Annotated in this window: 25 protein-coding genes; 13 read left to right on the top strand and 12 right to left on the bottom strand. The window is 72.0% G+C overall.

Features of this window, described 5'->3' with window-relative positions; translation table 11 throughout:
• Nucleotides 1–16 precede the first annotated feature (16 nt).
• Nucleotides 17–2,173: an RNA polymerase recycling motor ATPase HelR gene (gene helR, locus ACIBN2_RS17950; RefSeq protein WP_399135418.1), complete on the bottom strand. Its 2,157-nt coding sequence runs from the start codon at nucleotides 2,171–2,173 to the stop codon at nucleotides 17–19.
• 193 nt (nucleotides 2,174–2,366) lie between these two features.
• A complete protein-coding gene (locus tag ACIBN2_RS17945) occupies nucleotides 2,367–2,954 on the bottom strand; it encodes a TetR/AcrR family transcriptional regulator (RefSeq protein WP_399135417.1) in 588 nt (195 codons plus the stop codon).
• Nucleotides 2,955–3,091: 137 nt separating this feature from the next.
• Between ACIBN2_RS17945 and ACIBN2_RS17940 the strand changes: the two genes are divergently transcribed.
• Nucleotides 3,092–4,111 carry an aldo/keto reductase gene (locus ACIBN2_RS17940; RefSeq protein WP_399135416.1) on the top strand — a complete coding sequence of 340 codons (1,020 nt, stop codon included), beginning with the start codon at nucleotides 3,092–3,094 and terminating at the stop codon, nucleotides 4,109–4,111.
• Nucleotides 4,112–4,125: 14 nt separating this feature from the next.
• On the top strand, nucleotides 4,126–5,058 hold the full coding sequence (locus tag ACIBN2_RS17935) for an LLM class flavin-dependent oxidoreductase (protein WP_399135415.1): 933 nt from the start codon (nucleotides 4,126–4,128) through the stop codon (nucleotides 5,056–5,058).
• Here the strand turns inward: ACIBN2_RS17935 and ACIBN2_RS17930 are convergent.
• Nucleotides 4,982–8,161, bottom strand: coding sequence for an error-prone DNA polymerase (locus ACIBN2_RS17930; RefSeq protein ID WP_399135414.1), 3,180 nt, complete (start codon nucleotides 8,159–8,161; stop codon nucleotides 4,982–4,984). The two genes, ACIBN2_RS17935 and ACIBN2_RS17930, sit on opposite strands and share 77 nt — an antisense overlap.
• Before the next feature lie 85 nt (nucleotides 8,162–8,246).
• Here ACIBN2_RS17930 and ACIBN2_RS17925 point away from each other — a divergent pair, with 85 nt between their 5' ends.
• Nucleotides 8,247–8,975, top strand: a complete 729-nt coding sequence (locus tag ACIBN2_RS17925) for an SRPBCC family protein (RefSeq protein ID WP_399135413.1) — start codon at nucleotides 8,247–8,249, stop codon at nucleotides 8,973–8,975.
• Nucleotides 8,960–9,193 (top strand): 3-keto-5-aminohexanoate cleavage protein, encoded by a 234-nt coding sequence (locus tag ACIBN2_RS17920; RefSeq protein ID WP_399135412.1) that lies wholly within the window; start codon nucleotides 8,960–8,962, stop codon nucleotides 9,191–9,193. The genes ACIBN2_RS17925 and ACIBN2_RS17920 overlap by 16 nt, the downstream gene beginning before the upstream one ends.
• Here ACIBN2_RS17920 and ACIBN2_RS17915 read toward each other — a convergent pair.
• From ACIBN2_RS17915 to ACIBN2_RS17890, 6 genes are all read right to left on the bottom strand, one after another.
• Nucleotides 9,117–9,920 carry a VOC family protein gene (locus tag ACIBN2_RS17915; RefSeq protein ID WP_399135411.1) on the bottom strand — a complete coding sequence of 268 codons (804 nt, stop codon included), beginning with the start codon at nucleotides 9,918–9,920 and terminating at the stop codon, nucleotides 9,117–9,119. The genes ACIBN2_RS17920 and ACIBN2_RS17915 overlap by 77 nt on opposite strands.
• 116 nt (nucleotides 9,921–10,036) lie before the next feature.
• Entirely contained in the window at nucleotides 10,037–10,624 is a 588-nt protein-coding gene (locus ACIBN2_RS17910) for a TetR/AcrR family transcriptional regulator (RefSeq protein WP_399135410.1), read from the bottom strand.
• Between the two features lie 76 nt (nucleotides 10,625–10,700).
• Complete coding sequence (locus tag ACIBN2_RS17905) at nucleotides 10,701–10,862, bottom strand: hypothetical protein (protein ID WP_399135409.1); 162 nt, start codon at nucleotides 10,860–10,862, stop codon at nucleotides 10,701–10,703.
• The gene (locus ACIBN2_RS17900; protein ID WP_399135408.1) at nucleotides 10,855–12,390 is read right to left on the bottom strand and encodes a DNA polymerase Y family protein; all 1,536 of its coding nucleotides are present in this window, start codon (nucleotides 12,388–12,390) and stop codon (nucleotides 10,855–10,857) included. The genes ACIBN2_RS17905 and ACIBN2_RS17900 overlap by 8 nt, the downstream gene beginning before the upstream one ends.
• Nucleotides 12,391–12,698: 308 nt before the next feature.
• Nucleotides 12,699–13,919, bottom strand: coding sequence for an ANTAR domain-containing protein (locus ACIBN2_RS17895; protein WP_399135407.1), 1,221 nt, complete (start codon nucleotides 13,917–13,919; stop codon nucleotides 12,699–12,701).
• Nucleotides 13,920–14,132: 213 nt separating this feature from the next.
• Entirely contained in the window at nucleotides 14,133–14,693 is a 561-nt protein-coding gene (locus ACIBN2_RS17890) for a hypothetical protein (protein ID WP_399135406.1), read from the bottom strand.
• A gap of 335 nt (nucleotides 14,694–15,028) precedes the next feature.
• On the opposite strand from ACIBN2_RS17890, the gene ACIBN2_RS17885 reads away from it, so the two are divergent.
• The 3 genes from ACIBN2_RS17885 to ACIBN2_RS17875 are packed head-to-tail and all read left to right on the top strand — an operon-like array spanning nucleotide 15,029 to nucleotide 17,100.
• Entirely contained in the window at nucleotides 15,029–16,015 is a 987-nt protein-coding gene (locus tag ACIBN2_RS17885; protein ID WP_399135405.1) for an alpha/beta fold hydrolase, read from the top strand.
• 50 nt (nucleotides 16,016–16,065) lie between these two features.
• Complete coding sequence (locus tag ACIBN2_RS17880; RefSeq protein WP_399135404.1) at nucleotides 16,066–16,617, top strand: YciI family protein; 552 nt, start codon at nucleotides 16,066–16,068, stop codon at nucleotides 16,615–16,617.
• Nucleotides 16,618–16,665: 48 nt separating this feature from the next.
• Nucleotides 16,666–17,100 carry a nuclear transport factor 2 family protein gene (locus ACIBN2_RS17875; RefSeq protein WP_399135403.1) on the top strand — a complete coding sequence of 145 codons (435 nt, stop codon included), beginning with the start codon at nucleotides 16,666–16,668 and terminating at the stop codon, nucleotides 17,098–17,100.
• Between the two features lie 15 nt (nucleotides 17,101–17,115).
• On the opposite strand, the gene ACIBN2_RS17870 is transcribed toward ACIBN2_RS17875, so the two are convergent.
• Nucleotides 17,116–17,601 carry a signal peptide protein gene (locus ACIBN2_RS17870; RefSeq protein ID WP_399135402.1) on the bottom strand — a complete coding sequence of 162 codons (486 nt, stop codon included), beginning with the start codon at nucleotides 17,599–17,601 and terminating at the stop codon, nucleotides 17,116–17,118.
• 315 nt (nucleotides 17,602–17,916) lie between these two features.
• Here ACIBN2_RS17870 and ACIBN2_RS17865 point away from each other — a divergent pair, with 315 nt between their 5' ends.
• Nucleotides 17,917–18,582 (top strand): SDR family NAD(P)-dependent oxidoreductase, encoded by a 666-nt coding sequence (locus ACIBN2_RS17865; protein WP_399135401.1) that lies wholly within the window; start codon nucleotides 17,917–17,919, stop codon nucleotides 18,580–18,582.
• Nucleotides 18,583–18,613: 31 nt separating this feature from the next.
• Here the strand turns inward: ACIBN2_RS17865 and ACIBN2_RS17860 are convergent, their stop codons facing one another.
• Complete coding sequence (locus ACIBN2_RS17860; RefSeq protein WP_399135823.1) at nucleotides 18,614–20,917, bottom strand: FdhF/YdeP family oxidoreductase; 2,304 nt, start codon at nucleotides 20,915–20,917, stop codon at nucleotides 18,614–18,616.
• A gap of 196 nt (nucleotides 20,918–21,113) precedes the next feature.
• On the opposite strand from ACIBN2_RS17860, the gene ACIBN2_RS17855 reads away from it, so the two are divergent.
• The 4 genes from ACIBN2_RS17855 to ACIBN2_RS17840 all read left to right on the top strand — a co-directional run bounded on the left by ACIBN2_RS17855 (nucleotide 21,114) and on the right by ACIBN2_RS17840 (nucleotide 24,618).
• Nucleotides 21,114–22,034 (top strand): LysR family transcriptional regulator, encoded by a 921-nt coding sequence (locus ACIBN2_RS17855; RefSeq protein WP_399135400.1) that lies wholly within the window; start codon nucleotides 21,114–21,116, stop codon nucleotides 22,032–22,034.
• An 85-nt stretch (nucleotides 22,035–22,119) separates the two neighbouring features.
• The gene (locus tag ACIBN2_RS17850; RefSeq protein WP_399135399.1) at nucleotides 22,120–22,503 is read left to right on the top strand and encodes a VOC family protein; all 384 of its coding nucleotides are present in this window, start codon (nucleotides 22,120–22,122) and stop codon (nucleotides 22,501–22,503) included.
• Nucleotides 22,504–22,674: 171 nt separating this feature from the next.
• On the top strand, nucleotides 22,675–23,781 hold the full coding sequence (locus tag ACIBN2_RS17845; RefSeq protein WP_399135398.1) for an NAD(P)/FAD-dependent oxidoreductase: 1,107 nt from the start codon (nucleotides 22,675–22,677) through the stop codon (nucleotides 23,779–23,781).
• A gap of 57 nt (nucleotides 23,782–23,838) precedes the next feature.
• Nucleotides 23,839–24,618, top strand: a complete 780-nt coding sequence (locus ACIBN2_RS17840) for an SDR family NAD(P)-dependent oxidoreductase (RefSeq protein ID WP_399135397.1) — start codon at nucleotides 23,839–23,841, stop codon at nucleotides 24,616–24,618.
• A 48-nt stretch (nucleotides 24,619–24,666) separates the two neighbouring features.
• On the opposite strand, the gene ACIBN2_RS17835 is transcribed toward ACIBN2_RS17840, so the two are convergent.
• A complete protein-coding gene (locus ACIBN2_RS17835; RefSeq protein ID WP_399135396.1) occupies nucleotides 24,667–25,644 on the bottom strand; it encodes an alpha/beta fold hydrolase in 978 nt (325 codons plus the stop codon).
• Nucleotides 25,645–25,750: 106 nt separating this feature from the next.
• Here ACIBN2_RS17835 and ACIBN2_RS17830 point away from each other — a divergent pair, with 106 nt between their 5' ends.
• On the top strand, nucleotides 25,751–26,557 hold the full coding sequence (locus tag ACIBN2_RS17830) for an SGNH/GDSL hydrolase family protein (protein WP_399135395.1): 807 nt from the start codon (nucleotides 25,751–25,753) through the stop codon (nucleotides 26,555–26,557).
• The last annotated feature ends 32 nt before the right edge of the window (nucleotides 26,558–26,589 follow it).

Genomic DNA, 26,589 nt, shown 5'->3' with positions numbered 1-26,589 from the left:
GTTGAGTTGGCCTACGTCAGGAGCTCGTGAGGACGACCAGTCGCTGGGTCGCCCGGGTCATCGCCACATAGCGGTCGACCGCGCCCTCGATGCCCTCGCCGAAGGACTCCGGGTCGACGAGGACGACCAGGTCGAACTCGAGGCCCTTCGACAGCTCCGGCGGCAGTGAGCGGACGCGGGGCGTCGCGCGGAACGCGGGAGCGCCGATGACGCAGGCGATCCCCTCGTCGTGGTCGGCGAGCCAGGCGTCGAGGACCGTATCCAGCTCCGCGACGGATCCGTGGACGACCGGGATGCCGCTGCTGCGGATGGAGGTCGGCACGTTGGCGTCCGGGAGTACGGTGCGGATGACCGGTTCGGCCTCCGTCATCACCTCTTCCGGGGTGCGGTAGTTGATGCTCAGGGATGCCACCTCGATGCGGTCGAGCCCGATCCGTTCGAGCCGTTCCCGCCATGACTCGGTGAAGCCGTGCCGGGCCTGGGCGCGGTCCCCGACGACGGTGAAACTGCGGGACGGGCAGCGCAGCAGCAGCATCTGCCACTCCGCGTCGGTCAGTTCCTGGGCCTCGTCCACGACGATGTGCGCGAAGGGGCCCGCCAGCAAGTCCGGCTCGGCGGTGACCAGTTCGGACTCGTCGACCAGGCTGACCTTGGCGTCCTGGCCGCGCAGCATGATCACCAGGCCCTCGCCGTCGTCCATGTCGGCGCCGGAGGAGGACGCGGCCTCGATCAGGTTGTCCACGACCTGCGTCATCCGCTCGCGCTGGGCGGCGAGGACGGCCGCGTGCCGCCGCTGCCGCCGGGCCGCCTCCGGATCACCGAGCCGCTGCCGGGCCGCGTCCAGGAGCGGCAGGTCGGACACGGTCCAGGCCTGCGCGTCCGGGCGCTGGAGCTTCTTCACCTGGTCGCGGTCGAGCCACGGCGCGCACATCCGCAGGTAGGCGGGCACGGACCACAAGTCGCCCACGAGGTCGGTCGCTTCGAGCAGCGGCCAGGCGCGGTTGAGGGTGTCCGCCAGCTCCTTGTCCTGCCGTAGTGACCGGCGGAACTGCTCGGGCGAGAGGTCGTCGCCGGCGTGCTTGTCCATCAGGATCGAGGCGAGCTTCTCCCAGATCTGCTCGCGCGCCTCGTTGTGCGGGGTGCCCGGCTCCGGTGCCTCGAACGCCTCGGTCCAGTCGTCGGCGGTCAGCGGGATCTCGGTCCAGTCGACGGTGACCGTCATCGCCTCCGTGGGCGCCTCCTCGTAGAACCGGACGGCCTTCTCGATCGCCTTCACCATCTCCGCGGACGACTTCAGAGCGGCCACGGCCGGGTCGGCCTCGGCCGCCGCCGATGCTCCCTCGGTGACGAGGTCGCGCACGGTGCAGGTCTGCACGCCCTCCTCGCCCAGGCTGGGCAGGACATCGGCGACGTAGGCCAGGTAGGGCTGGTGCGGGCCGACGAACAGCACGCCGCCGCGCCGGTGACCGAGACGCGGGTCGGAGTACAGCAGGTGGGCGGTGCGGTGCAGGGCGACGACGGTCTTGCCCGTGCCGGGACCGCCGTCGACGACCAGGCCGCCACGGGAGCCCGCCCGGATGATCGCGTCCTGGTCGGCCTGGATGGTGGCCAGCACGTCACGCATGCGGTCCGACCGGTTGCCGCCCAGGCTGGCGATGAAGGCGGACTGGTCGTCGAGCGCGGCGTGCCCCTCCAGTCCGTCGGCGGTGAACACCTCGTCCCAGTAGTCGCTGATCCGGCCGCGGGTCCAGCGGTACCTGCGGCGGCTCGCCAGGCCCATGGGCCTGGCGTGGGTCGCCGCGAAGAACGGCTCGGCCGCGGGGGAACGCCAGTCGACCAGCAGCCGGCGGCCCTCGCTGTCGGTGAGGCCGAGACGGCCGATGTACAGGGGCTCGGCACCGTCCGCGGCGACGACGTGGCCGAGGCACAGGTCCAGGCCGAAGCGGCGCAGTGTGCGCAGACGGCTGTTCAGCCGGTGGACCTCGACGTCCCGGTCCATCGCCTGCCGGCCCAGGCCGCCCGGCGCCCTGAGCTCGGCGGCGAGCTGCTCGGACAGTTCGGCGATCGTCTGCTCCAGGCACTGCGCGATGGCCGCGAAATGCCGCTCGTCGCGGGCGATCAGCGCCGGGTCCGCCTTGGGCGCGAGACGATCGGGCAGATCGAATGCTGACAAAGACGTGCGCACTTCGGGAATCCCCCATTTCCGCAGGTTCTGGCTTCGGCCTGCGATTGTGCGGCACGACCCCGGCCTTGCCGCAAGCCCCCCAGTGCGCTATAAGTTGAGAGTGGCAAGGAGTGCAGATCTCTCCTTGCCCTTTCTGTTGTTCCGGCCTTTTGTGCTGTTCCGGCCTGTCCGGTTGTCGCCCCTACGGTCGGCGCAGTCCCGCGATGAGGAGGCAGACCAGCCTTCGGGCGTCGTAGCGGGGATCGTTGTCCGCGCCGGCGCACAGGTTCCCGACGCCGCGCATCAGCTCGTAGGCCGTCGGAGCGGACGGGACCTCGCCCGACTCGGCTGCCGCGTCCAGGAGTTGGGTGCACACGGGGACGAGGCGGTCGAGGAAGTAGGCGTGCAGAGCGTCGAATCCGGCGCTGTCGGAGTGCATCGCGCCGGCGAGGCCGTGCTTGGTGACCAGGAAGTCGACGAAGAGGCTGATCCAATCCCGTAGTGCGGCATAGGGAGTTGGGCTGTTCGCCAGCAGGTCCGGTCCGGCCTCGGCGCACGCTTCGACCTGGTGCCGGTAGACGGCGACGATGAGATCCGCCCGCGTCGGGAAGTGCCGGTAGATCGTGCCCAGGCCGACGCCCGCCTTGGCCGCGATGTCGCGCACCGGTGCCTCCACGCCCGACGTCACGAAGACCTCGGCGGCCGCGTTGAGCAGCGTCTCCTTGTTGCGCCTGGCGTCCGCCCGCTTGGTCCGGGCCGCCTGCCCCTTGCTCTCGTCGCCGTCGTTCACCCTGCCGCTCCCGCACTGTCTCTTGCCAAAACGGAACCGTGTTCCGTATCGTCGTTTCCGGAACGAGGTTCCGTTTGCTCATGATGTCAGAGCCGGGGCCCGGCCACCAAGCCATGCCCCCATGGAGGAATACGCTCATGCAGTACCGCACCTTGGGCCGCACCGGCGTGCAGGTCAGCTCCCTCGCACTCGGCGCGATGAACTTCGGCAGGATCGGGCGCACCACGCAGGACGAGGCCACGGCCATCGTGGACGCCGCCCTCGAAGCCGGTGTCAACGTCATCGACACCGCCGACATGTACGGCGACGGCGAGTCGGAGGAGATGGTCGGCAAGGCGATCGCCGGCCGCCGCGAGGACATCGTGCTCGCCACGAAGGCCGGCATGCCGATGGGCGACGAGCGCAACCACCAGGGCAGTTCGCGCCGCTGGCTGGTCACCGAGCTGGACAACAGCCTGCGCCGCCTCGGCGTCGACCACGTCGATCTCTACCAGATCCACCGATGGGACCCGCGCACCGGCGACGAGGAGACGCTGTCGGCCCTGACCGACCTCCAACGCGCGGGAAAAATCCGCTACTTCGGCTCCTCGACCTTCCCCGCGTACCGGATCGTGCAGGCCCAGTGGGCCGCCCGCGAACACCGTCTGAGCCGTTACGTCACCGAGCAGCCCAGCTACTCCGTCCTGCAACGCGGGATCGAGACCCACGTCCTGCCCGTGACCGAGGAGTACGGGCTCGGCGTGCTGGTGTGGAGCCCGCTGGCCTCGGGCTGGCTGTCCGGCGCGATCCGCGAGGGCCGCGCGATCACCGGCAACCGCGCGGCCTTCATGCCCCAGCGCTTCGACACCGCGGTCCCGGCCAACCGGGCCAGGCTCGACGCCGTGGAGCGGCTGGCCGCAGTCGCCGACGAGGCCGGCCTGACGATGATCCAGCTCGCGCTCGGCTTCGTCACCGCGCACCCCGCCGTCACCAGCGCGCTCATCGGCCCTCGCACCCTGGACCACCTGCGTTCCCACCTCGCGGCCGCGGACACCGTGCTCTCCGCCGACGTACTCGATGCCATCGACGCGATCGTCGCTCCCGGCACCGACCTCGCCGCGGACGAGAAGCACGACACCCCGCCCGCGCTGCTCGACCCGTCACTCCGGCGTCGCTGAGGAATGAGATCTTCATGCCGCACACCACCCGACCCAGCTTCGGCATCATGACCGCTCCCCAACAGGTCGACTACGACGACCTGTTGAGGGTCTGGCGCGAGGCGGACGCGATCCCGCAGATCGAGCACGCGTGGCTGTTCGACCACCTCATGCCGATCGGCGGCGACCCCGGCGGGCCGGCGTACGAGGGCTGGACGCTGCTCTCGGCGCTGGCCGCACAGACCCGGCGGCTGCGGCTCGGGGTGATGGTGACCAGCAACCGGTTCCGGCCGCCCGCGCTGCTCGCCAAGATCGCGACCACCGTCGACATCGTCTCCGGCGGGCGGCTGGACTTCGGCATCGGCGTCGGCTCCCGTCCCGGCCATCCGCTGGCCCGGCGCGAGTACGCCGCCCACGGGCTGCCCTTCCACGACACCGCCCACGCGGTGGGCAGCCTCACCGAAGCCTGCACGGTGATACGGCGGTTGTGGACCGAGGCCGAACCGTTCGACTTCCAGGGCGAGTACGTCCGGCTCACCGGAGCGTTCGGGAACCCGAAGCCCGTCCAGCGCCCCCACCCGCCGATCCTGATCGGCGGCCGCTCGTCCGCGACGCTGCGCGTGGCCGCCGAGCACGCCGACCTGTGGAACATCCCGGGCGGCGACATCGACGACGTCGTCCGCCGCAGCGCACTCCTCGACCGCTACTGCGCCGAGATCGGCCGCGACCCCGCCACGATCACCCGCTCCCTCCACCTTGCCGTCGACTACGACCGGGCCGGCCCCACCCGGGACGCGATCGCCGAAGCGGTCGACGCCGGCTTCCGGCACATCGTCCTCGGACTGCCGTCGCCCTATCCGGCCGGCGTCGCACGCTGGGTGGCCGACGAGCTCATCGGCGTCCGGGCCCACGGCGCGGCGGACGCGGCGATGTCGGCACCGCCAGGCTCCCGGCCCGGTGGACGATGACGTTGAAGGAGCCGTGCTCGCGCTCGACATGACCGTCGAGCAGGACCGCCGGGGCCTCGAGCAGGACGCGGCGGCAGCGCTCCCAGACAGGCGGGGAGAAGACCAGGTTGATCATGCCGGTCTCGTCCTCCAGGGCACCGAAGGCCACGCCGTTGGCCGTGGGCGGGCGTTGCAGGTACTTGGCGAGTCCGCCGAGCCGTACGCGGGTCTGGTCGGCCATGGCGCGGACGGCCGCGGCGGTCTGGGCGCCCCGGCGGTCGAGAAGCGGCCGGACGTGGTGCACCGGGTGTCCGGTGGTGCTGGCCCCGGTGGCGGTCAGGTCGGCCACCGTCTCCTCCGCCGGGCTCATGACCGGCAGATCGGGGGCGGAGGCGAGGGTGCCGAGGCCGGGCAGGTAGGGCTGGACGCCGCGGGGGAAGGCGCCGGCCGTCCACAGGGCGCTGCGGCGGTGGTCGTCGAAGGCGGTGAACGCGCCGGCGGTGGCGAGTTGTTCCATCAGCCGGGCGGGCAGCCGCGTGCGGCGGGCGAAGTCCTCCAGACCGCTGAACGGCCGTAGGTCGCGGGCGGCGACGATGCCGCGGGCGGTGTCCTCGCTGAGACCGTTGACGCTGGTCAGACCTCGGCGTATGGCGAACTGCCCTTCTTCTCCGTCGGGTTCGAGGGTCGCGTGCACCCGGGAGGTGCGCACGTCGACGTTGCGCACGCCGATGCCGTGGCGCTGGGCGTCCTGGATGAGGGTCTGGACGTCGTAGAAGCCCATGGGCAGGTTGGCCATGATCCCCGCAGTGAGGGCCGCCGGGTAGTAGTGCCTGATCCAGGCACTGGCGTAGATGATGTGGGCCATCGACTGGGCGTGGCTCTCGGGGAAGCCGTAGTCGCTGAACGCCTCGATCATGGAGGTGATCCGGTCCGCGGCCGCGGGCGGGATGCCGTTCGCGGCCATGCCTGCGAGGAGCCGGTCGCGCAGTGCGGCGACCTTCTCGGGGGCGTGCTTGGCGGCCATCGCCTTGCGCAGGTGGTCCGCCTCGCCGGGGGTGAACCCGGCGCAGTCGATGGCCAGTTGCATGGCCTGTTCCTGGTAGAGGGCGACACCGAGGGTCTTCTCCAGGGCGCGGCGGGCGAGCGGGTGGGGGTAGGTGACCGGCTCCTCGCCGCGGCGCCGGCGCAGGAAGGGGTGCTTGGAACCGGCCTGGATCGGCCCCGGGCGGATGATCGAGGCGGCGATGGCCAGATCGTTGAAGGTTTTCGGGCGCAGCTGGGGCAGCGTGCTGATCTGGGCGCGGGACTCGACCTGGAAGACGCCGATGGTGTCGGCGCGGGCGATCATGGCGTAGACGCCGGGATCGTCGGGCGGGATCGAGGTGAGGTCGAGGCGCACCCCGTAGTGCTCGGCGATCAGGTCGCAGGCGGTGTGCAGGGCGCCGAGCGTGCCCAGGCCCAGCAGGTCGATCTTGATCAGGCCGGCGGCGGCCACGTCGTCCTTGTCGCCCTGCAGGACCGAGCGGCCCTCGGCGGTCGCCCACTCCAGCGGCATCACCTCGCCGAGCGGCTGCCGGGTGAGGACCATGCCGCCGACGTGGATGCCCATGTGCCGTGGCAGGGTGTGGAGTTGGGCGGCGAGTTGACGTACGTCCGCGGGCAGGTCGAGGTCCGGGCCGGGCGGGCCGTGGTCGATGTGCCGGGTCATCTCGCGGATGTGCGGGGCCGGGTAGCCCAAGGCTCTGGCGGCGTCCTGCACGGACAGCCGGGGCTGGTAGGTGATCACGTTGGCGACCTGGGCGGCGTGGTCGCGGCCGTAGCGGCTGTAGACGTACTGGATGACCTCCTCCCGGCGGCCGGCCTCGAAGTCGATGTCGATGTCCGGCGGTCCGGCCTTCTCCACGGACAGGAAGCGCTCGAACAGCAGGCCGTTCTTGAGCGCGTCGACCGCGGTGATGGCGAGGACGTAGCAGACCACGCTGCTGGCCGCGGAGCCGCGGCCCTGGCACCAGATGTTGCGGCCGGTCGCGAACTGGACGATGTCGTGGACGATGAGGAAGTAGCCCGCCATGTCCAACTCGCCGATCACATCCAGCTCGTGGTCGAGCTGCTTCCAGGCCGCGGCCACGTCGGGGGAGGGGTCGTCGCGGTCGCCGTAGCGGGCGGCACAGGCCCGTTCGGCGAGGTAGCGCAGCCAGGCGTTCTCGGTGAAGCCGGGCGGGGTGGGGAAGCCGGGCAGCTGCGGACGCAGGCCACCGAGGTCGATCACGCAGGAGCGACCGAGTTCGAGCGTGGTCTCCAGCACGCCCGGGTGGCGGGCGAGTGCACGGCGCATTTCCGCGTACGAGCGCAGGTGCGCCGTCGGGGCGGGCATCAGGTGGCCGGCGGCGCGGTCGAGGGTCTCGCGGCGGCGCAGCGCGGCGAGCGCCTGGGCGACTCGGGCCTGGCGCGGGGCGGCGTAGTGGACCGCGCCGGTCGCCACCACCGGCAGGCCGAGGCGGCGCGCGGCCACGACGGTGACGTCGGCGGCGACGGAGTCCTGCGGCAGGTGGTGGTCGACGATCTCGGCGTACACGCTGCCGGTGCCGAAGACGTCGGTCAGCCGCTCCAGACGGTGGGCGACCGCGGCGACGTCGCAGCGCACCGTGTCGGGGGCGGGGCAGCCGGGGAGTACCGCCCAGTGTCCGGCGCTCGCGGCCGCGGACAGCGCGTGGAGATCGTGGACGGGGGCGTTCTTGGCGCCCGCCAGCTGGGCCGCGCTGATCGCCGCCGACAGGAGCCGGAAGCCCTCCAGGGTGCGGGCGAGGACCACGGGTGTGCCCAACTCCGGGTCGTCGAGGGTGAGTTCGGCGCCGTAGACGGTGCCGATGCCGGCCGGTTCGGCTGCCTCCGCCAGGCGGCGTGCGGCGTAGAGGCCGTCCCGGTCGGTGACGGCGAGGACCTTGATGCCGAGCCGGACCGCCTCGGCGACGAGCTCGTCCGGCTGGGCGGCTCCCTGGAGGAAGGAGAAGGCGGAGTGGACGTGCAGCTCGGCCCAGCCTGGCCCGTTCTCCTCGCCGGAGGGTACGGGGAAGCCGATGATCTGCGCCTCGGCTGTCCCTTCACTCGTCCCTGGCGCACCCATACTCCCAATATTCGAATAAATGTACGAACGATGCAAGCCGGGTCTGCCTTCGCCCGAACTGAACGAATGTCCAGCCTCGAGTCTTGTGCGACTCAAGGGTTCGGGCACCACCCGGAACATCGTGTGCCCGTACCACGCCTGGTCGTACGGCCTGGACGGCTCACTCAGGGCCGCGCGCCGCGCCGACCGCATGCCGACCTTCGACAAGTCCGGGATCTGCCTCGACCAGGTGCAGGTGGAGGAGTTCGGCGGGATGGTCTACGTGAACCTCGACACGACGGTCGCGCCCCTGTCCGAGCAGGCCGGTGATCTGGCCGCGGACATCGCGCGGTGGGCTCCCGATGTGGCCTTCCTGACGCACGCCAAGCGCCTCACCTACGACGTGCGCAGCAACTGGAAGAACGCCTACGACGTGTCCGGAGCAACGGTCGACGACCACGCCGTGTGGTGGCTCTGGCCCAGCACCTGCCTGCTCCGCTACCCGGGCCGGGGCAACTTCATGGTGTTCCAGGTCGTCCCGGCGGGCCCCGATCGCACCCTGGAGACCTGGGACTTCTTCCTCGGGACGCCCGAACTCACCGAGGCGGAGGCGCAGTCGGTGAGCTACATCGACGACGTGCTGCAGGTGCAGGACATCGCCTTGGTGGAGAGCGTCCAACGCGGCATGAGCACACCCGCGTTCGACCAGGGCCGGATCGTCTACGACGCGGGGGGTTCGGGACTGTCCGAACACGGTGTCCACCACTTCCACGGCCTGGTGCTGGACGCCTACCGGTCGCTGGCCGCGAAGGACGCGACATGCCCAAGCCGGTGATCATCACCTGCGCCCCCACCGTCGAGGCGGCCGAGGCCGGAGCGGCCATCATCCACCCCCACGCCCGCAACCCCCGGACGGGTCAGCCCGATCCGAGCCCGGAGCTGTTCCAGCGGTTCATGCCGCGGAATCTTCCCGAACTCACCTGGAGCGGCCGGGACTTCCCAGCGGTACCGACCCGATCGTCAGGCCCGCGGCGGAGGTGTCCTCCAGGCTGACGCCCGTGATCCCCGCGCGTTCGGCGGTGCGGACGCGCAGGGAGCCACTCGGCCAGGTGAAGGCGAGTTCGCCGTCGTGCTCGGTGACACCGGCCTGGAGGACGGATGCGAAGAGGCGACTGCTGAACTCGGGGTCCGTGGTGCTGAGATGCGTCGGTCCGAGGGTGACGGCGGGCCCGGCAGGGGTGCTCCACAGGGAGGTCCACCAGTCCGAGTCGGTCGCGCCGCCGGTGCTCGGGAGAGTCGTGACGTCGCGCTCGCGTGTGGCGAGGAGCTGCTCTGTGGACGGGTAGGCGCGGTCCGTCTGGGCGAGCTGGATGACGACACGGTGCCGGGCGTCGGGCAGGAGGAATGCCTCGCGCCAGGCGGGATGGTCGTAGTTCTCGCCGACCACGGTGGCGCCGATGGACCGCGCCTGCTCCACGGCCTCGCGGAGATCGGGAACCGTGAAGGTCACGTGATGCGCGCCCTCGCCGTGCTTGTCGAGGAAGCGGCTCAGAAAGCCGGGACCGTTCGGTTCGAGCAGCTCGATGCGGCCGCCGCCGTGGGGGGTTCCGACGTAGAACAGGAGGTACCGAAACTCCTGGAGGGTTTCCCCGATGACAGGTGTGGCGCCGAATTCCCCGCGAAGCCGCCTCGCCCAGCTCATCGCGTCGCGCACGGCGAACGAGGTGTGATCGAAGTCGACGGCTGCGGCCGACGCGGCGGAGTGATCGTGTGAAGTCATCGGTCCTCAATGTACGACTTGAACGAGCGTTCAGGCAATCAATGGGTGGTGGCCGCGCTGCGGCGGTCGCCGCCTGCCGCATCGTCTCCGTTGTCCACCGAACCGCGCAGACAGGTTCAGTGGTCGGCGAACGCGATCTCCTCGCAGCGCCTGACGCATCTGCGGATCGACGCCTGGTCGAGGCCGAGGAGGGCCGTCAGCCACAGGCCGTTCTGCAGGACGTCGATGTCGGCCGCCCGGCGGTTGGACTCACCTCGGGTGATCGCCGGTCGTGCCGCGCGGATCAATGCCGCGAGACCGGACCGGTACTTCTTCTGGGCCCTCGTGTTGATGTCGGCGAAGTCCTCGTGGGCCTGGGCGAGGGCCCACAGCTGAAGTCGCAGTGACAGGTACTCCTGGGTCAGGAATTGGGGTTCCGCGATGCGGCGGAGCACGAGGCGAACCTGCTTCTCCGGGGGGAGAGACGCGTCCACGGCGAGGAGGGCCACGTCCTGTTCCTCGATCCGGTGGAGCACTGCGCGGATCAGGCTGGTCTTGTCGGCGTAGTGGTAGTTCACGAGGCCGAGCGCGACCTCGGCCTCGCGGGCCACGGCGCGGACGCTCACGCCCGAAATCCCGTGACGCGCCAGCAGTTTGAGCGTGGCGTCGAGGATCCGCGCCTGCCTGTCCACCGGCTGAGCAGTGGGTTCGGTGTGAGCGTCCATGCGACAAGATTAATCAGCCGTGGCGGGCTCCTGAGGGTGCGAGCGCGCGCCTGAGCGGTCGGCGGCCGACCGGCTGTCACCGCGGTACGAATCCCGTGCCGAGAGTGTCGGCGGGATCGAGGCGGCCCGTCGCGTCCCGCGGGTGGACCGAGCCGGCTGTGACGCCGTCCGTCGCCGCTGTGGCGTCCTCGCCCGGAGGGCTCCCGCGTCCTGCGCCCTCGATGTCGGTCTCAGCCATAGTGCGCCTCCGCCCACCAGCGGCCGTGTTCGACGACCAGGAGCCAGGCGCGGCCGTCGGCGGCGGTGATCTGCATGCGGGCGATGCGGCGGGAGCGGTCGTCGTCCCACCACCACTCCAGTGCCGGCCAGGGTCCCGCCCAGCCCTCGACCGGGGCGCCGCCGTAGCCCTCCACGGCGAGGCGGTCCGGGGCGGCGGACAGGGCCATGCGGCCGGAGACCGCCACCCGCCGCCCGCCCGCGTCGGTGAGATCGGCGGGCAGCCAGTGCGGGAAGACCGTGGCCGGGTGGGGAGTCGGCAACCGGCCCGGCCATGGGCCGTCGGGCGGACGCGGGCCGGTGTCCAGGTCGCCGAACGGGACCAGTCGGACCTGATCCGCCGGGCCACGGCCGCCGCCCAACTCCACGCGCACCACGGCACGGTGGCCGAGCATCGCCTGCACCCGGGCGGCGGCCCGCTCGATCTCCTCGGGGGTGTGCCGCTCGCCGAACAGCGCGCTCTGGCGGCCGGTGGCCGTCGTCATCTGCTCCGGACGCAGCGCGAGGCGCACGATGCCCTGCTCGCCACCGGCGTCGAGCAGCCCCGCGTCCGCCCACGCCTGCAGGACACCGCGCACCCGCTCGGCGACCGCGAGCGCGGACAGCCGGCCCTCGTGGCGGAAGATCCTCGACAGGGTGCGGCCGTCGGCGAGTTCCACGGCGGCCTCCAGCCGGGCGCACACCACCCCCGCCGCGGACAGGCGCTCATGGAGCTGTTCGGCGCTCGCCTTCGCGGCGAACACGACGGGTTCGAGGAGGCCGGCGGCCGGCTCGAACGAGTACGCCACGGTGTGCGCCTCCGTGTCCGCCCGTACGGCGAGGGGGCGGTCGTGGCGGCCGCGGGCGGTGCGGTGGGCGGTGATCCCCTCGGCGCCGAAACGGGCCAGCACCTTGGCCTCGGGCAGCGCCGCGTACGCGCCGACCGTGCGGATGCCCAGACGCCGCAGCAGCTCCGCCAGCCTGGGCACGCCGAGGACGCCCACCGGGTACGGGGCGAGCCAGGCCGCCTCGCCGCCGTGGGGTACCACGGCCCCGGTGCGGGCGGCGAGGGCGGCCGCGAAGACCGAGTCGGCGATGCCCGCGCGGGCCGGCAGGCCCACCTCGGTCAAGGCGGCCACCAGACGTTCGGCCAGCTGTGGCTCGCCGCCCCAGTAGCGGGAGGGGCCGTGGGCGGGCGCGGCGATCAGGCCGGGCCTGATCACCTCCAGGCGCGGCATGACCGTGCCCTCGACATGACGGACGGCGGGCTCGAACACCCGTATCTCGGCGGCGAGGTCCCGCTCCACCACCCGCAGGTGCGCACAGCGGGACTGCGCGACCCGCACGCGCATCCGCCGTCGTACGCCTGCCGCCCGCGCGGCCGCCGAGCAGGCCACCACCTCGTCGCGGTGGACGACCGCGACGGGTTCGGTGCCCTCGGGGCCGGCCGCGACGACCGGGAAGTCCGGGACCCAGCCGACGATGATCCTGCTGCTCCGCCCGTCGCTCATGGACCGATATTCGAATGCGCGTGCGATTTAATCAAGTCGGCTGTCTCAGGTGATGTACCTGTTCCCAGGGAGTGTGCGTCGAGCACGGAAGAGTGTGCGTGGAGCACGGAAAGCGATCCCGCCCGTGGAGCGCTCACGCGACGATGTTGTTGCGAACGTCCACCGGGCGGGAAGGCGGCTCCCCGGGGCAAGGCGGCCCCGGAGAACCCGAGGAGCTGTCTTCCCAACCCCTCGCCACTTCGGGTAGCCCCTTCGCGGGCGCCTCACACACCCGATTGCAGGTCTCCGGCCCGTTCGGTCCCGGAGGGTCAGCCGCGGTGCGGGGCGTGCGCGTGCACGTACTCCAGCGCTTCGGGGACGACGGTGCGCCGGTACCAGGTGCGCCAGGCGGCCAGATCGTCCGCGAGGATGGCCAGAGCGGTGTGCTGCGCGGCCGTCATCCAGCGTCCGGGGCGCATCCGGTGGACGCAGATGACTCCGGCGCACTCGCCGGTCTCGGTCAGCGCGGGCACGGCGTACAGCGCACGGCTGCCGGTGGCGAGTGCGGCCAGCCCCTCCTCGGCCCCGGCGAGGTCGGGGTCGGCCGCGATGTCCGCGACGAAGACCGGCTCGCCCAGGTCCCGGGCCTGCGCGCACACGGCGGGCGGGCCGCTCACCAGCGCGAGGCGGTCGCGGTAGGCCGCGTCCAGTCCCGCCTGCGCCTCCAGCACCAGGAAGTTCTCCAGAGCGCGGTCGGACAGGTGCACCTCCGCGCCGTCCGCGTCCGCGAGCGTCACGGCCTCGTAGACGAGCCTGCGCAGCACGTGCTTGCGGTCGTCGGCCTGGAAGCCCGGGCCGCCGAGCAGCTCCAGCGGGGGCGGTGGGGTGCGCAGGCGCCCGGGAAACCACTCGGGTGAGGACGCGCTGGGCGGCGGAGCGGTCACCACGGCCGAGGCGAGAACCCGCATCGGCACGTTGTGCCGCTGGGACGCCTGCTTCAGCAGGCCGAAGGCCGCGTCCGCGTCGGCCAGGGCGTAGCGCTCGAGCAGGACTCCCTGGGCCGTCCCGATCAGCGGGCCGGTGCGGATCTTGGCGTGCAGGCCGAACAACTCGGCCTGCAGATCCTCGCCTCCGATCGGCACCTCCATACGGGAGCCTGTGGGGGTCAACGCGGCGAGAGCCGCACCGAGGGTGGGGTACACGCGCAGCCCCGGCGGTGGTGAGGGGGAGAACAGCGCCTGCACATGGGGAGCCGTCGCGATCACCACGACGGGGTTCTTCCCGAGATGGCGCGTACGAGTGTCCAGGACCCGGACGGCCGCCGCGCTGACGAGGCCGAGGTCCGTGAGATCGAGTACGAGGCGCCGCCCCGCACGGGACGCCTTTTCGGCGTGACCGGCCAGGTCCTGTGTCAGCGCGATGGCGCCGTCGGCGTCCAGCACGCCCGACAGGCAGAGGATCTCCACCCGGCCGGCGGCCGGCCGCACCGAGAGGGCCGCATCGCGCGTCGTACCGCCACCGAGCAGCGGCGCCGCCTGCTCCTGTGTCATGCGGCCGATCCTTCCGCCGGGCTGCGGCCACTCCCTGACCGTCCGCTCCAGCCTGGCTCGACGGCCCACGTGGTGGCAACCAGTAGCCCCGGCGCCGATGGTCGGCCACCTCGGAAGCGGAGGACCCGTGGCCTCGGAGGCGGACGGCCGATCGCTGGAGGCGGTGGGCGTGGGCCGATGGCTGGAGGCGGTGGGCGTGGGCCTGCCGCCGGCTCACCCCACGACGCGCAGGGCCGGCCGCTCCCGGCGTGAGGCGGCCTCCGGGGTCACGGCCTCGCGCGCGCCCGGTTCCGCCGCGCTGTGCACGGGCGCGACGTGGCCGTCGGGCCCGGGCAGCCACATCTCCGCATGACGCGGCACGGCCGCCGCGCCGCGCCCGGCGGCGGCCACCCGCACCCGCCGCCCGCGCAGCAGGCCGTGCCCGCCGCCGACGCCCTCCCAAGCCGCGGACACCACGCTCATCCGCACCTCCGCGCCCTGCCAGGAGTCCGCGGCCAGCAGCACCGATCCGCTGCGCCGCAGTACGGCGGCCAGGCGCCGGGCGATCCGGTCGGGCACCGGCCCGAGCCGGCCCACCAGGACGACCGGCACGGCCTCGGCCACGGTGGCCAGAACCTGCGCCCACTGACGGCCCGGATCATCGATCCGCATCCCGCTCGCCAGCTCCAGCCCGGCGGCCTGCGCCGCCAGCGCCCCCATCTGCGGCAGGCCCACCGCCGCCCAGCCGACGGTGCCGCTGGACGCCTCCGCGGCGAGCGCCAGCAGCAGCGGCATGTCGCCACCTGCGCTGACCGCCGTTCCGGGGCGGATGCGCCCCTCAGGGAACAAGGCTCCGAGCGGTGACGCCTGCGCCGATTCGCGAGCCGACCCGGCAGCACCGCCACTTGCTTCAACGCTCGCCACCGGTCTTGCAGACATGCCTTAATATTCGAGCATGCGTTCGATCAAATCAAGTCAGCCAGGGTGCGTGTCGGTGCGGGTGCGTGACGGTGCCGAGGCGCGCTCGCGGGACTTGCCGAATCGGCAAACGCGTTCCTCCTCCTCGCCGGGCTTTCCGCATGATCGATGGACATCGGCAGAGAAATAGGAACCGTCCTGGAGGAGAGCGCATGACGCAGCAAGTCCCGGAGATCACACACCGGTTGATCCCCTCGCCGGCAGGCCGGATCCATCTCGCGGAACAGGGGACAGGGCCGCTGGTGCTGCTCGTCCACGGTTTCCCGGAGTCGTGGTACTCCTGGCGCCGCCAGCTGCCCGCCCTCGCCGCGGCGGGATTCCGCGCGGTCGCCGTCGACGTCCGCGGCTACGGCCGCTCCTCCAGGCCGGCCGCGACGGACGCGTACCGCATGCTCGAACTGGTCGAGGACAACGTCACCGTCGTGCACGCCCTGGGCGAGGAGTCGGCGGTGATCGTCGGCCACGACTGGGGCGCGACCATCGCCGCGAACTCCGCCCTGCTCAGGCCCGGGACCTTCCGCGCGGCGGGACTGCTGAGCGTCCCCTACACCCCGCGCGGCGGACCCCGCCCCAGCGACGTCTTCGCCCGCATGGGCGGGGACGAGGAGTTCTACGTCTCCTACTTCCAGGAGCCGGGCCGGGCCGAGGCCGAGATCGAGCCCGACGTCCGCGGCTGGCTCGCGGGCTTCTACGCCGCCCTGTCCGCCGACACCATGCCCGCACCCGGCGCCCCCGACCCGCACTTCGTCGGCAAGGGCGGAACGCTGCGCGACCGGTTCCCCGCCGGCCGGCTGCCCGCGTGGCTCGGCGAGGCGGAACTCGACGTCTACGCAGGGGAGTTCGAACGCACCGGCCTCACCGGAGCCCTCAACCGGTACCGGAACATGGACCGCGACTGGGAGGACCTCGCCGCCTACGACGGCGCCCCCATCACCCAGCCGTCCCTGTTCGTCGGCGGCGCCCTGGACGCCTCCACGACCTGGCTGTCCGACGCGATCGAGGCCTACCCGGTCACGCTGCCCGGCCTGGTCTCCTCCCACCTTCTGGACGGCTGCGGCCACTGGATCCAGCAGGAGCGTCCCGACGAGGTCAACCGCCTCCTGATCGACTGGCTCTCCGCCCTGTCCGCCGACCGCTGAGCCACAACTCGGTTGAGACGGCGCCCGTCGATGGGAAAGGCTCCGTGGTCATGGAGTACTTCTGCTACCACCGGGACCGGGTCGGATCAGTGGCGCTGCGCGACGAGCTGCTGGAGGAGCACTGGTCCTACATGGACCGGTACGCCGCCGAGATGATCGTCCGCGGCCCGACCTTCGCCGACGACGGTGCCACCCCCAGCGGCAGCGTGCACATCCTCGATCTGCCCGATCCCGCCGCCGCCCGTGCGTTCGCCTTCGACGAGCCCAACTACCAGGCCGGTGTCTACCGCGACGTGCTGCTGCGCCGGTGGCGCAACCTGCTGGGGAGAACCATGTGGGACTTCCCCGGTGGCCGGGAGGGCGGCAACCGCTACCTCGTGCTGGGGCTCGGCGCGGGACAGGGCGCCGACCTCGCCGTACCGCACGACAGGGACGAACTCATCGCGTACGGGCCCCTGTTGTCGGACGACGGCGCCACCTGGCTCGGCACGGCGGTGCTGCTGCGGGCCCCTGACGCGAAGGCGGCACGGGCCGTCCTGACGGCGGACCGGTATGCCTGCATCGATGTGCACGACTGGCAGTTCGGCGGACGGGCCCAGTGACTATCAGCGGACGGTCCCGGTGCACCCGGGCGCATATCCTCACAGGTCATGAGCGCAACCGCGGACACGTCCGCCGTCACGAACCTGATCGCCACGTACGCGGAACTGGTCGACACCGGTGACTTCGCCGGTGCCGGCGCGCTGTTCGCCGACGCCGTGTTCATCGGCAGCGGGGCATCGCTCGAAGGAGGCGAGGCCGTCGAGCGGATGCTGCGGGACACCGTGATCCTCTACGAGGACGGCACGCCGCGCACCCACCACGTCACGACCAACTTCGCCGTGGAGGTCGACGAGGCCACGGGCACGGCCGCCGCGCGTTCCTACGTCACCATCTTCCAGGCCCTGCCCGACCTGCCGCTGCAGTCCATAGCCGCAGGACGGTACAACGACCGCTTCGTGCGCCGCGACGGGCGGTGGCGGTTCACGGAACGCCGTGTCCGCATCCACCTGGCCGGCGATCTGAGCCGCCACCTGCGGACGTAGCGGACGCGGCCGGCCTCAGTCGTAGAGGGCCACCCTCGGCTGCACCGTGCCCTCGGCCGACGGGTCGAGAACGGTGAGACCGTAGACCTCGGTGAGCCGCTCGCCCGGGTGCAGGGTGCGCCGGGCGCCGGGGAGGTCGGTGAAGAGGGTGCCGGTGCCGCTGCCGACCTGGACGGGCTCCCAGGAGCCGCCCGCCGCGAGGCGCTCCAGCAGGATGTCCGACGGCGCCAGGTACGGGCCCCCGTCCGGCGACACCACCAGAAGCTGCGGGGCGACCGTCCGATCCCGCGCCGTGTCGTTGCGGTACGTGACCGTGAACTCGTGCTGCTCTCCGTCGGCCTGCAGGGCGCCGGCCGGCTCGTCCAGGTAGTGGCCGGGTGCGGTGGGCGTCCGCGTCTGCGGCGAGGCGGCGGTTTCCTGGGCCGCCTGCCGCGTGGCCGCCATGGCGGGTCCCGTGGTCAGGCCGGAGGCCGCCACGACGACGGCCACGGAAGCAAGCATGAGACGACTGTTCTTCGACGGCACGTTCGCTGGTCCTTCGGGTTCGCGCGGGTGAACCGGCCCGCCCCGTAAGGCTGTCGGCCCCGGACGTCATCGACGTCACCCGTCGCAGCCTAGGGGGCGACGGCCACCGGGCGGATCGGCCGAATGGCTGACGTGGGCGCATCGTTGACGGCGCCCGGAGACCGACCGGCGTGCCGGATGTCGAAGCGGGCGAGCGGGCCGGTGCCGTAAGTGGTGTGCTGGACGGGTGGGCCCGGGTGAGTCCCGGACCCGAGCCGCAGCAGTGACCGTCCGTACGAAGGAAGTGCCGCCATGACCACCATCGCCGTCATCGGAGCCGGACCGGGCCTCGGTGCCGCCGTCGCCCGCCGCTTCGGCCGTGAGGGATTCGACGTGGCGCTCGTCTCCCGCAGCCAGGAGCGGGCGAACGCCCTCGCCGAGACCCTGTCCGACGGGGGCATCACGGCACGCGGTTTCGCCGCCGACGTACGCGATCCGAAGGCCCTGGCGGCCGCACTCGACACGGCGCACACCGAACTGGGCCCGATCGAGGTACTGCAGTACAGCCCGGTCCCGCAAAGGGAGTTCATGCTGCCGGTGCTGGAGACGACGCACATCGACCTCGTCGGACCGATCGAGTTCTCCGTCTACGGCCCCGTCGCCGCCGTCCAGCAGGTGCTCCCAGGGATGCGCGCCCTGGGCCGCGGCACCGTCCTGTTCGTGAACGGCGGCAGCGCCGTCGTGCCGCACCCCGACCGGGCCGGCACCTCCATCGCCTTCGCCGCCGAGAGCGCCTACGGCCATCTGCTGCACGACGTGCTCGCCGGCGAGGGCATCCACGTCGCGCAGCTGATCATCCCCGGCGCGATCATCCCCGGCCACCACCGCAAGGACCCGGCCGTCCTCGCGGACGCGCTGTGGGACATGCACCGCACCCGCCACGGCTACCGGCACTTCGCCGACGACCTCGACTCCTGAGGGCCGGCCACGGGGCGGGCGAAGCCTCGCGTCAGGCCGTGGCGCGCTCCCGCGCCCGCTCCAGGCGCACGATCACGGCCTTCGACGTCGGGGTGTTGCTGATGTCCGCGACGCTGTCGAGCGGCACGAGGACATTGGTCTCCGGGTAGTACGCCGCGGCCGAACCCGGGGGAGTGGGGTACCCGACGAGGCGGAAGCTCTCCGCGCGACGCTCGGAGCCGTCGGACCAGATGCTCACCAGGTCGACGAGACCGCCCTCGGTGAGGCCGAGGTCGGCGAGATCGGCCGGGTTGACCAGGACGACGCGCCGGCCGCCCTTGATGCCCCGGTAGCGGTCGTCCATCGCGTAGGGGACGGTGTTCCACTGGTCGTGCGAGCGCAGGGTCTGCAGCACGAGGTGTCCCTCGGGCGCCTCGAGCATCGTGAAGTCGTTGACGGTGAAGACGGCCTTGCCGCTGGGCGTGCGGAACACCCGCTCGTTGACCGGGTTGGGCAGGCGGAATCCACCCGGTTGCCGTACCCGCTCGTTGAAGTCCGCGAATCCTTCGACGACTTGGGCGATCCGGTCGCGGATCAGGTCGTAGTCGGCCTCGAAGTCCGCCCAGGGGATGCCGGGCCGGGAGCCCAGGACCCGGCGGGCCAGCCGGGTGATGATGGAGACCTCGCTCAGCAGGTGCTCCGAGGCGGGGGCGAGCCGCCCGCGCGTGGCGTGCACCTCGCTCATGGAGTCCTCGACCGTCATGAACTGCTCGCCGCCCGCCTGCACGTCCCGGTCGCTGCGGCCGAGCGTGGGCAGGATCAGCGCGGTGCGGCCGCACACCGCGTGCGACCGGTTCAGCTTGGTCGAAATGTGCGCGGTCAGACGGCAGTTGCGCAGGGCACGCTCGGTGGCGTCGCTGTCGGGCGTGGCCCGTACGAAGTTGCCGGCGACGCCGACGAAGAGCTTGGCCCGGCCGTCGCGCATGGCCCGGATGGAGTCGACCGAGTCCAGGCCGTGCTTGGTGGGCGCGGTGAAGCGGAACTCCTTGCCGAGGCGGTCCATGAACGCCTGCGGCATGCGCTCCCAGATGCCCATGGTGCGGTCGCCCTGGACGTTGCTGTGCCCGCGTACCGGGCACACGCCAGCGCCCGGACGGCCGATGTTGCCGCGCAGCAGAAGGAAGTTGACGACCTCGCGGATGGTCGGTACGCCGTGCTTGTGCTGGGTCAGGCCCATCGCCCAGCAGACGATGACGCTGCGGCTGTTCAGCACGCGCTCGTGGACCTGCTCGATCTCGTCCCGGCTCAGCCCGGTGGCCTGGAGGACCGCGTCCCAGGACGTCGTGGCGCGCAACTGCTCGGCGAAGGCGTCGTAGCCGGTGGTGTGCGCCTCGATGAACTCCCGGTCCAGGACGGTGCCCGGCTCCTTGTCCTCGGCCTCGAGCAGCAGCAGGTTCAGGGCCTGGAACAGGGCGAGGTCGCCGCCGGGCCGGATCTGCAGGAACTGGTCGGCGATGTCCGTGCCGCGGCCGATGACGCCGCGCGCCTTCTGCGGGTGCTTGAAGCGCAGCAACCCGGCCTCGGGCAGCGGGTTGACGGCGACGACCTGTCCGCCGCGGCGCTTGGTCTCCTCCAGCGCGGACAGCATGCGCGGGTGGTTGGTGCCGGGGTTCTGCCCGACGACGAAGACCAGGTCGGAGTCATACAGGTCGTCCAGGCTGACGCTGCCCTTGCCGATGCCGAGGCTCTCGCCGAGGGCCGAACCGCTGGACTCGTGGCACATGTTGGAGCAGTCCGGCAGGTTGTTGGTGCCGAAGGCGCGCGCGAACAGCTGGAGCAGGAAGGCGGGTTCGTTGGCCAGCCGCCCCGAGGTGTAGAACAGCGCCTCGTCCGGGTGGTCCAGGGCGCGCAGTTCGCCCGCGAGCAGGTCCAGGGCCTCGTCCCAGCCGATCGGCTCGTAGTGGGTCGCGCCCTCGCGCAGCACCATCGGCTCGGTCAGCCGGCCCTGCTGGTTGAGCCAGTAGTCCGACCTACGGCTCAGTTCGTCGACCGAGTGCTGCCGGAAGAACTCCGCGGTCACCCGGTGGGAGGTGGCCTCGTCGCTGATGTGCTTGGCGCCGTTCTCGCAGTACTCGTTGCGGTGGCGCTGCCCGGGGGCGGGCTCGGGCCAGGCGCAGCCGGGGCAGTCGAAGCCCTTCGCCTGGTTGATGTTGAGCAGGGTCAGTGCGGTGCGCTTCGGCGAGGTCTGGCCCAGCGCGTACTTCAGGGCGTGGACGACCGCGGGCGCGCCGGTGGCCCACGTCTTGGGAGCCGAGACCGACAGCTCGCCCTCGTCCGGTTCGTCGAAGTCCCGCATCGAGTACCACGCCCTCTCCGTGCCGGGCACCGTTCTCGCCCAGTCGTCGCGCCACACTCTTCGGCAGGGCGTCGGGCCAGGTCAAAGCGGAAGTTCTTATCGCTTGAGAGGCAGCACCGATGAGGGCTGGGTGGGTGACTTGCGCGGGGCTGACGACACCGGTGCCGGACGGCCCGCCGCGGTGGATCATTGGAGGGTGCTGCTCCGCCAACTCGAGTACCTCGTCGCCCTCGCCCGCGCCCGCCACTTCGCGAAGGCGGCGCAGGCCTGCTACGTCTCCCAGCCGGCCTTGTCCGAGGGCATCCGGAAACTGGAGGAGGAGCTCGGCATCCCCCTCGTGCAGCGGGGCCGCAGGTTCGACGGCTTCACCCCCGAGGGCGAGCGCGTCGTGCTGTGGGCCCGGCGCATCCTCGCCGACCGCGACGCGATGCAGGACGAGATCCAGGCACTGCAGGCCGGACTCAGCGGCCGGCTGCGCATCGGGACCGTGCCGACCGCGGCCACGGCGGTCGCGCTGCTGACGCAGCCGTTCTGCGCGGCCAACCCACTGGCCACGGTCCAGGTCTTCGCGGACCTGCAGTCCGTGGACATCGTCAACCGTCTTCGGACCTACGAACTCGACGCAGCGGTCACTTACCACAGCACCGTCGTGGAACACGGCTTCAAGTTCGTCCCGCTGTACCGGGAGCGCTACGTCCTCCTGATCCAGCGTTCCGCCCGTGAGGCCCGTCCGGACGAGATCTCCTGGGAGGACGCGGCCCAGTACCCGCTCTGCCTTCTGCACCCCGGCATGCAGGGACGCCAGGTCCTCGAGGCGGCCTTCGAGGCGGTCGGCGTCTCCGTGACCCCGCGCGTGGAGACCGACTCGATCGCCTCCCTGTTCGCCCAGGTCAGAGCCGGGCAATGGGCCAGCATCGTGCCGCACGCCTGGCTCCACGTCTTCGGCGTCCCCGCCGGCATGCACGCCGTCCCCCTGGTCCGCCCGACCCGCACAGAACGCATCGGCCTGGTCCTCCCGGCCCGCGACCCGATCTCGGTGATAGGCCAGGCCCTCATCGACGCGGTCGGTCAAGCGGGGATCGCGGCGACGCTGGAACGATTGCCGGACACTCCCTAGGGGGTACGGCGGGGGGCGGGTGCCTTGGCAGGCGTGACCCGGTGTTCGGCCGTTCCGGCGAGCCGGCCCCCGGCTAAAGTCAGGCATGCGATCTCGAACGAGCGGCATGTGGTGGGGGACCGCCATCGAAGCGCCGGATCCCGCGGGACTGGCCCGCTTCTACGCGGAGCTCCTGGAGTGGCCGATCGTTCACGAGGAACCCGGGACCGCCGTCGTCGGTCCGCCGCAGGCGGGTGTCTACCTCGTCTTCCAGCAGGCCACCGGATACCGGCCGCCGGCGTGGCCGCCGCACGACGGAGAGCAGCGGCCGATGATGCACCTCGATTTCCAGGTGGGCGACCTGGACGAGGCGGTGGCCGTCGCCGTGGCGAGCGGGGCCACGCCGGCGCCGGTTCAACCGCAGGAGAATGTACGCGTGCTCTTCGACCCGGCCGGTCATCCCTTCTGCCTGTGCCGCGAGGAGGACTGAGGCAGGCTGACTCCATTCCGGCGTCTCTCCCCCCGTCACACCCCACGCTTCACAGAATGCCCACACACCTCAGGGTGAACTTTAGGTTTCAAGCGCTACGCTCAGCGGCAGTCCGAGCGGTCGAGTAGGCACTCCTCGCGCCGCTCCCTCCGCAGGCACAGGAGACCCGGGGTGCACGACGGCGACGTAGTGGTGATCGGTGGCGGCTACGCGGGGGTCCGGCTGGCCCGGCGGCTGGACCCGGTCGCGCGGGTCACGCTGGTGGACCGCAAGGAAGTCTTCTTCCACCGCATCGCATCCCTGCGCGCGGGCGTGCGCCCCGAATGGTCGGTGACCCCCTTCATCCCCTACGACCGCCTGCTGAACCACGGCCGTGTGGTCGTGGGCAAGGCGGTCCGCATCGACACCGCCGAGCGCCAGGTCGTGCTGGCGACGGGGGAGCGGCTGCCGTTCGACGTGGCGGTGATCGCCAGCGGCGCCGACTACCCCGAACCGGCCCGCTTCACCGGCACCACCACCGACGAGGCGGTGAAGGCCCTGGCCGGGCACCAGCAGAAGATCGCCACCTCCGAGCATGTCCTCGTCGTCGGCGGAGGCCCCTCCGGCGTCGAACTCGCCGCGGAGATACGCCTGGCACGGCCCGACGCCCGGGTCACCCTCGCGCACGCCGGCCCGGCGCTGCTGCACTCGACCGGCGTCGAACGGGCCGGGCGCAGGGCGCGGGACTGGCTGGAGTCGCACGACGTCGACGTACGGCTGGATTCGTTCATGTCGCCCGGCAACGACTTCGGCACCTATCGCGACAGCCGAGGCAAGGTCGTGGAGGCGGACCTGTCCTTCTGGGCGACCGGCACCACGCCCAACACGCTCTGGCTGCGGCTCGGCGGACACGGCGCCTGGCTGAACGAGACCGGGCACGTCAGGGTCGACCGCACGCTGCGGGTCGAGGGGCGACTGGACGTGTTCGCCGTCGGCGACGTCAACGACGCCACCGAACTCAAGATCACCCCCGCCGCGCTGGCCCAGGCGGACCTCGCCGCCTGGAACATCCGCACCCACCTGACCAGTTCGGGCAGGCACCGAAAGCAGCTGCGCCACTACCGGGCGACGCACCGCGCCCCGCTCATCGTGCCCTTCGGCGCGGGCGACGGGATGACCCTGCTGCCTGTGCCGGGCGGCGAGAGCGCGGTCCTCGGCGGCCGTACGTCGGTGCTGGCCAAGGCGAAGACGCTGATGACGCCGTACATGAGGCGCCAACTCGGGTACACCGCCACCTGACGGCCGCTCGCGCGCCCCGAGCCCTGGCAGGCCGTGCAGGCGATCTAGGGTGCGGGCATGACCTCGCAGACGTATCTCTCCGAACTGTTCTCGCTGGACGGGCGGACCGCCGTGGTGACCGGCGGCAGCTCCGGCATCGGCCGCGCCATCGCCGGCGCCCTCGCCCGTGCCGGGGCGAGCGTCGTGGTGGTGGCCCGCGGGGAGAAGGAACTGGCCGCAACGGTCGACGAGTTGACGGCCGACGGCTGCAGGGCGGCCTGGGTCGCGGGCGACCTGGGCAGCCGCGACGGCGTGCACGCCGCCGCGGAGCAGGCGGTCGAGGCGTTCGGCGAGCCCGACATCCTCGTCAACAGCGCGGGCATCAACCTGCGGCCCCCGCTGGGGGAGTTGGGCCAGGACGTCTGGGACACCACGATGGCGGTGAACCTGGAGGCCCCCTTCCTGCTGGGGCAGCGGTTCGGCCCCGGCATGGCCGAGCGCGGCTTCGGGCGGATCATCCACGTCACCTCGCAGCAGGCGCATCGGGCGTTCGTCCAGAGCGGGGCCTACGGGGTGTCCAAGGGGGCGCTCGAGTCGCTGGCCCGCTCGCAGGCCGAGGCATGGTCGCCGTACGGCGTCACCTGCAACACGCTCGTGCCGGGCTTCGTGATGACACCGCTCAACGCGCGGCTGTCCTCCGACCCCGAGAAGGTGGCGGAGCTGGCCGCCCGCACGATGGTCGGCCGCAACGGCCTCGCCGAGGACTTCGCGGGCGCCGCGGTGTTCCTGGCGAGCCGCGCCTCCGCCTACGTCACAGGGCAGTCCGTCTTCGTCGACGGCGGGCTGTCCGTGCACTGACGCGGCGGCTCGGCGGCTCGGCGTCGAGTCCGGGGACCCGCCGGGCAGTCAGCGTGCGGGGCCGTCCCGGAGCTCTGTGAGGAAGTCGACGAGTGCGGCGTTCACCTCGTCGGGGCGTTCCTGCTGCGTCCAGTGGCCGCAGCCCGCCAGCTCGATCGGCTTGCGGCGCAGGTTCGGCATCAGGCGGGGCAGGGCGGCGATGAGGTCGGGCGTGCCGGGAAAGGCGGGCACCAGGTCGCGGTCGCCGTAGACGTACAGGGCGGGCGAGGTGACGACGGCGCCGTGCCACGGGGCCGTCAGTTCCCAGTTGCGGTCCATGTTGCGGTACCAGTTGAGCGGACCGGTGAAGCCACCGGAGAAGCTCTCGGTGAGCGCGTCGAGATCGTCCTCGGTGAACCACTCCGGCAGCACCTCGGGGTCCGGCAGGGTCTCGAGCCAGCTCTGGCCGGGCTCGATGAGCGGCTGCCGGCCCGTGCCCGCGCCGGGCGCGTCGCCGGAGCCCATGTAGAAGAACTTCCGCAGCGTGGTGCGGGTGTCCCGCGCGAACTCGGCGTCGGCGACTCCGGGCCGGCTGAACCAGTTCCAGTAGAAGCGGCCGTCGAACCTCCGGTCCATGACGGCCAGCGGCGGCTCGGAGCCGCGGAAGGGCGGTGGCACACTCAGCCCGGCCACGCCGAGCACGACGTCGGGCCGCAGCAGCGCGGTGTGCCAGGCGACCGGGGCGCCCCAGTCGTGCCCGACGAGGTACGCCTTCTCCTCACCCAGCGCGTGGATCAGCCCGACCACGTCGCCGACCAGGTGGAGGATGCTGTAGGCGTCCACGTCGGCGGGGTGGTCGCTGTGCCCGTAGCCGCGCTGGTCGGGGGCGACCACCCGGAAGCCGGCCTCGGCCAGCGGGCCGAACTGGTGCCGCCAGGAGTGCCACGACTCGGGGAAGCCGTGCAGCAGCACGACCAGGGGGCCTTCGCCCTGCTCCGCGATGTGCAGCCGGATCCCGTTCACGCCGATCTCGCGATGCTCAACCATGCGCAGGAGCATAGGTGCTGCCCGGGCTGTATAGTCAACAATGCGAATAAGCAACAAGTCGGTCAGTCGGAGTCAGTGCGTGACGGCGGCGAAAGGCGGTCGATCCGTGGCAGGCAGTGGATATCTGCGGTACGTCGCCCTGGGTGACAGTCAGACCGAGGGGCTCGGCGACGGCGACGAGGAGCGGGGCCTGCGGGGGTGGGCGGACCGCCTCGCCGAGCAGCTCGCCCACGACAGCCCGGGCCTGCTGTACGCCAACCTCGCCGTGCGCGGCCGGCTGGCCGGGCAGGTGCGCGCCGAACAGCTGGCACCCGCACTGGAGTTGAAGCCCGACCTGGCCACCGTCGTCGCCGGGGTCAACGACGTGCTGCGGCCCCGGTTCGACCCGGACGAGGTGGCCGGCCACCTGGAGGCCATGTTCGCCGCGCTCACCGGACAGGGTGCCCGCGTCGCGACGCTCACCTTCCCCGACATCGGCCGGATCGCGCCGCTGGCCCGGCCGCTCGCACCGCGCGTCCTCGCACTCAACGCCCGCATCCGGGCGGCCGCCAGGCGGCACCACGTCGTGGTGGCCGACTCGGAGCCGTTCCCCGCGGTGACCGATCCCCGGCTGTGGAGCCCGGACCGGCTGCACGCCGGCCCGAGCGGTCACGCCCGCATCGCCGCCGCGGTCGCCCACGCCCTGGAGGTGCCGGGCAGCGACGACAGCTGGACGCGGCCGCTGCCTCCGGACCTGGCGGCGCACACGGGTCTGCGGGCCGTCGGCGCCGAACTGCGCTGGCTGGGCACCTTCCTGGGCCCCTGGCTCGTGCGCCGCGTCCGGGGCCGCTCGTCCGGCGACGGACGGCAGGCCAAGCGGCCCGCGCTGCTCCCGGTGACCGCGTTCAGCGAGGGGACGCCTGAGCCCTCGTAGTCGCTCTGTTGATTAATCAACACGCTGATACG

Origin of the sequence: Streptomyces sp. NPDC050534, assembly GCF_044457745.1 — a bacterium.
Taxonomy (GTDB): Bacteria; Actinomycetota; Actinomycetes; order Streptomycetales; family Streptomycetaceae; genus Streptomyces.
Note: the sequence above shows the minus strand (reverse complement) of the source record. Positions and strands in the feature narration are given on the sequence as shown.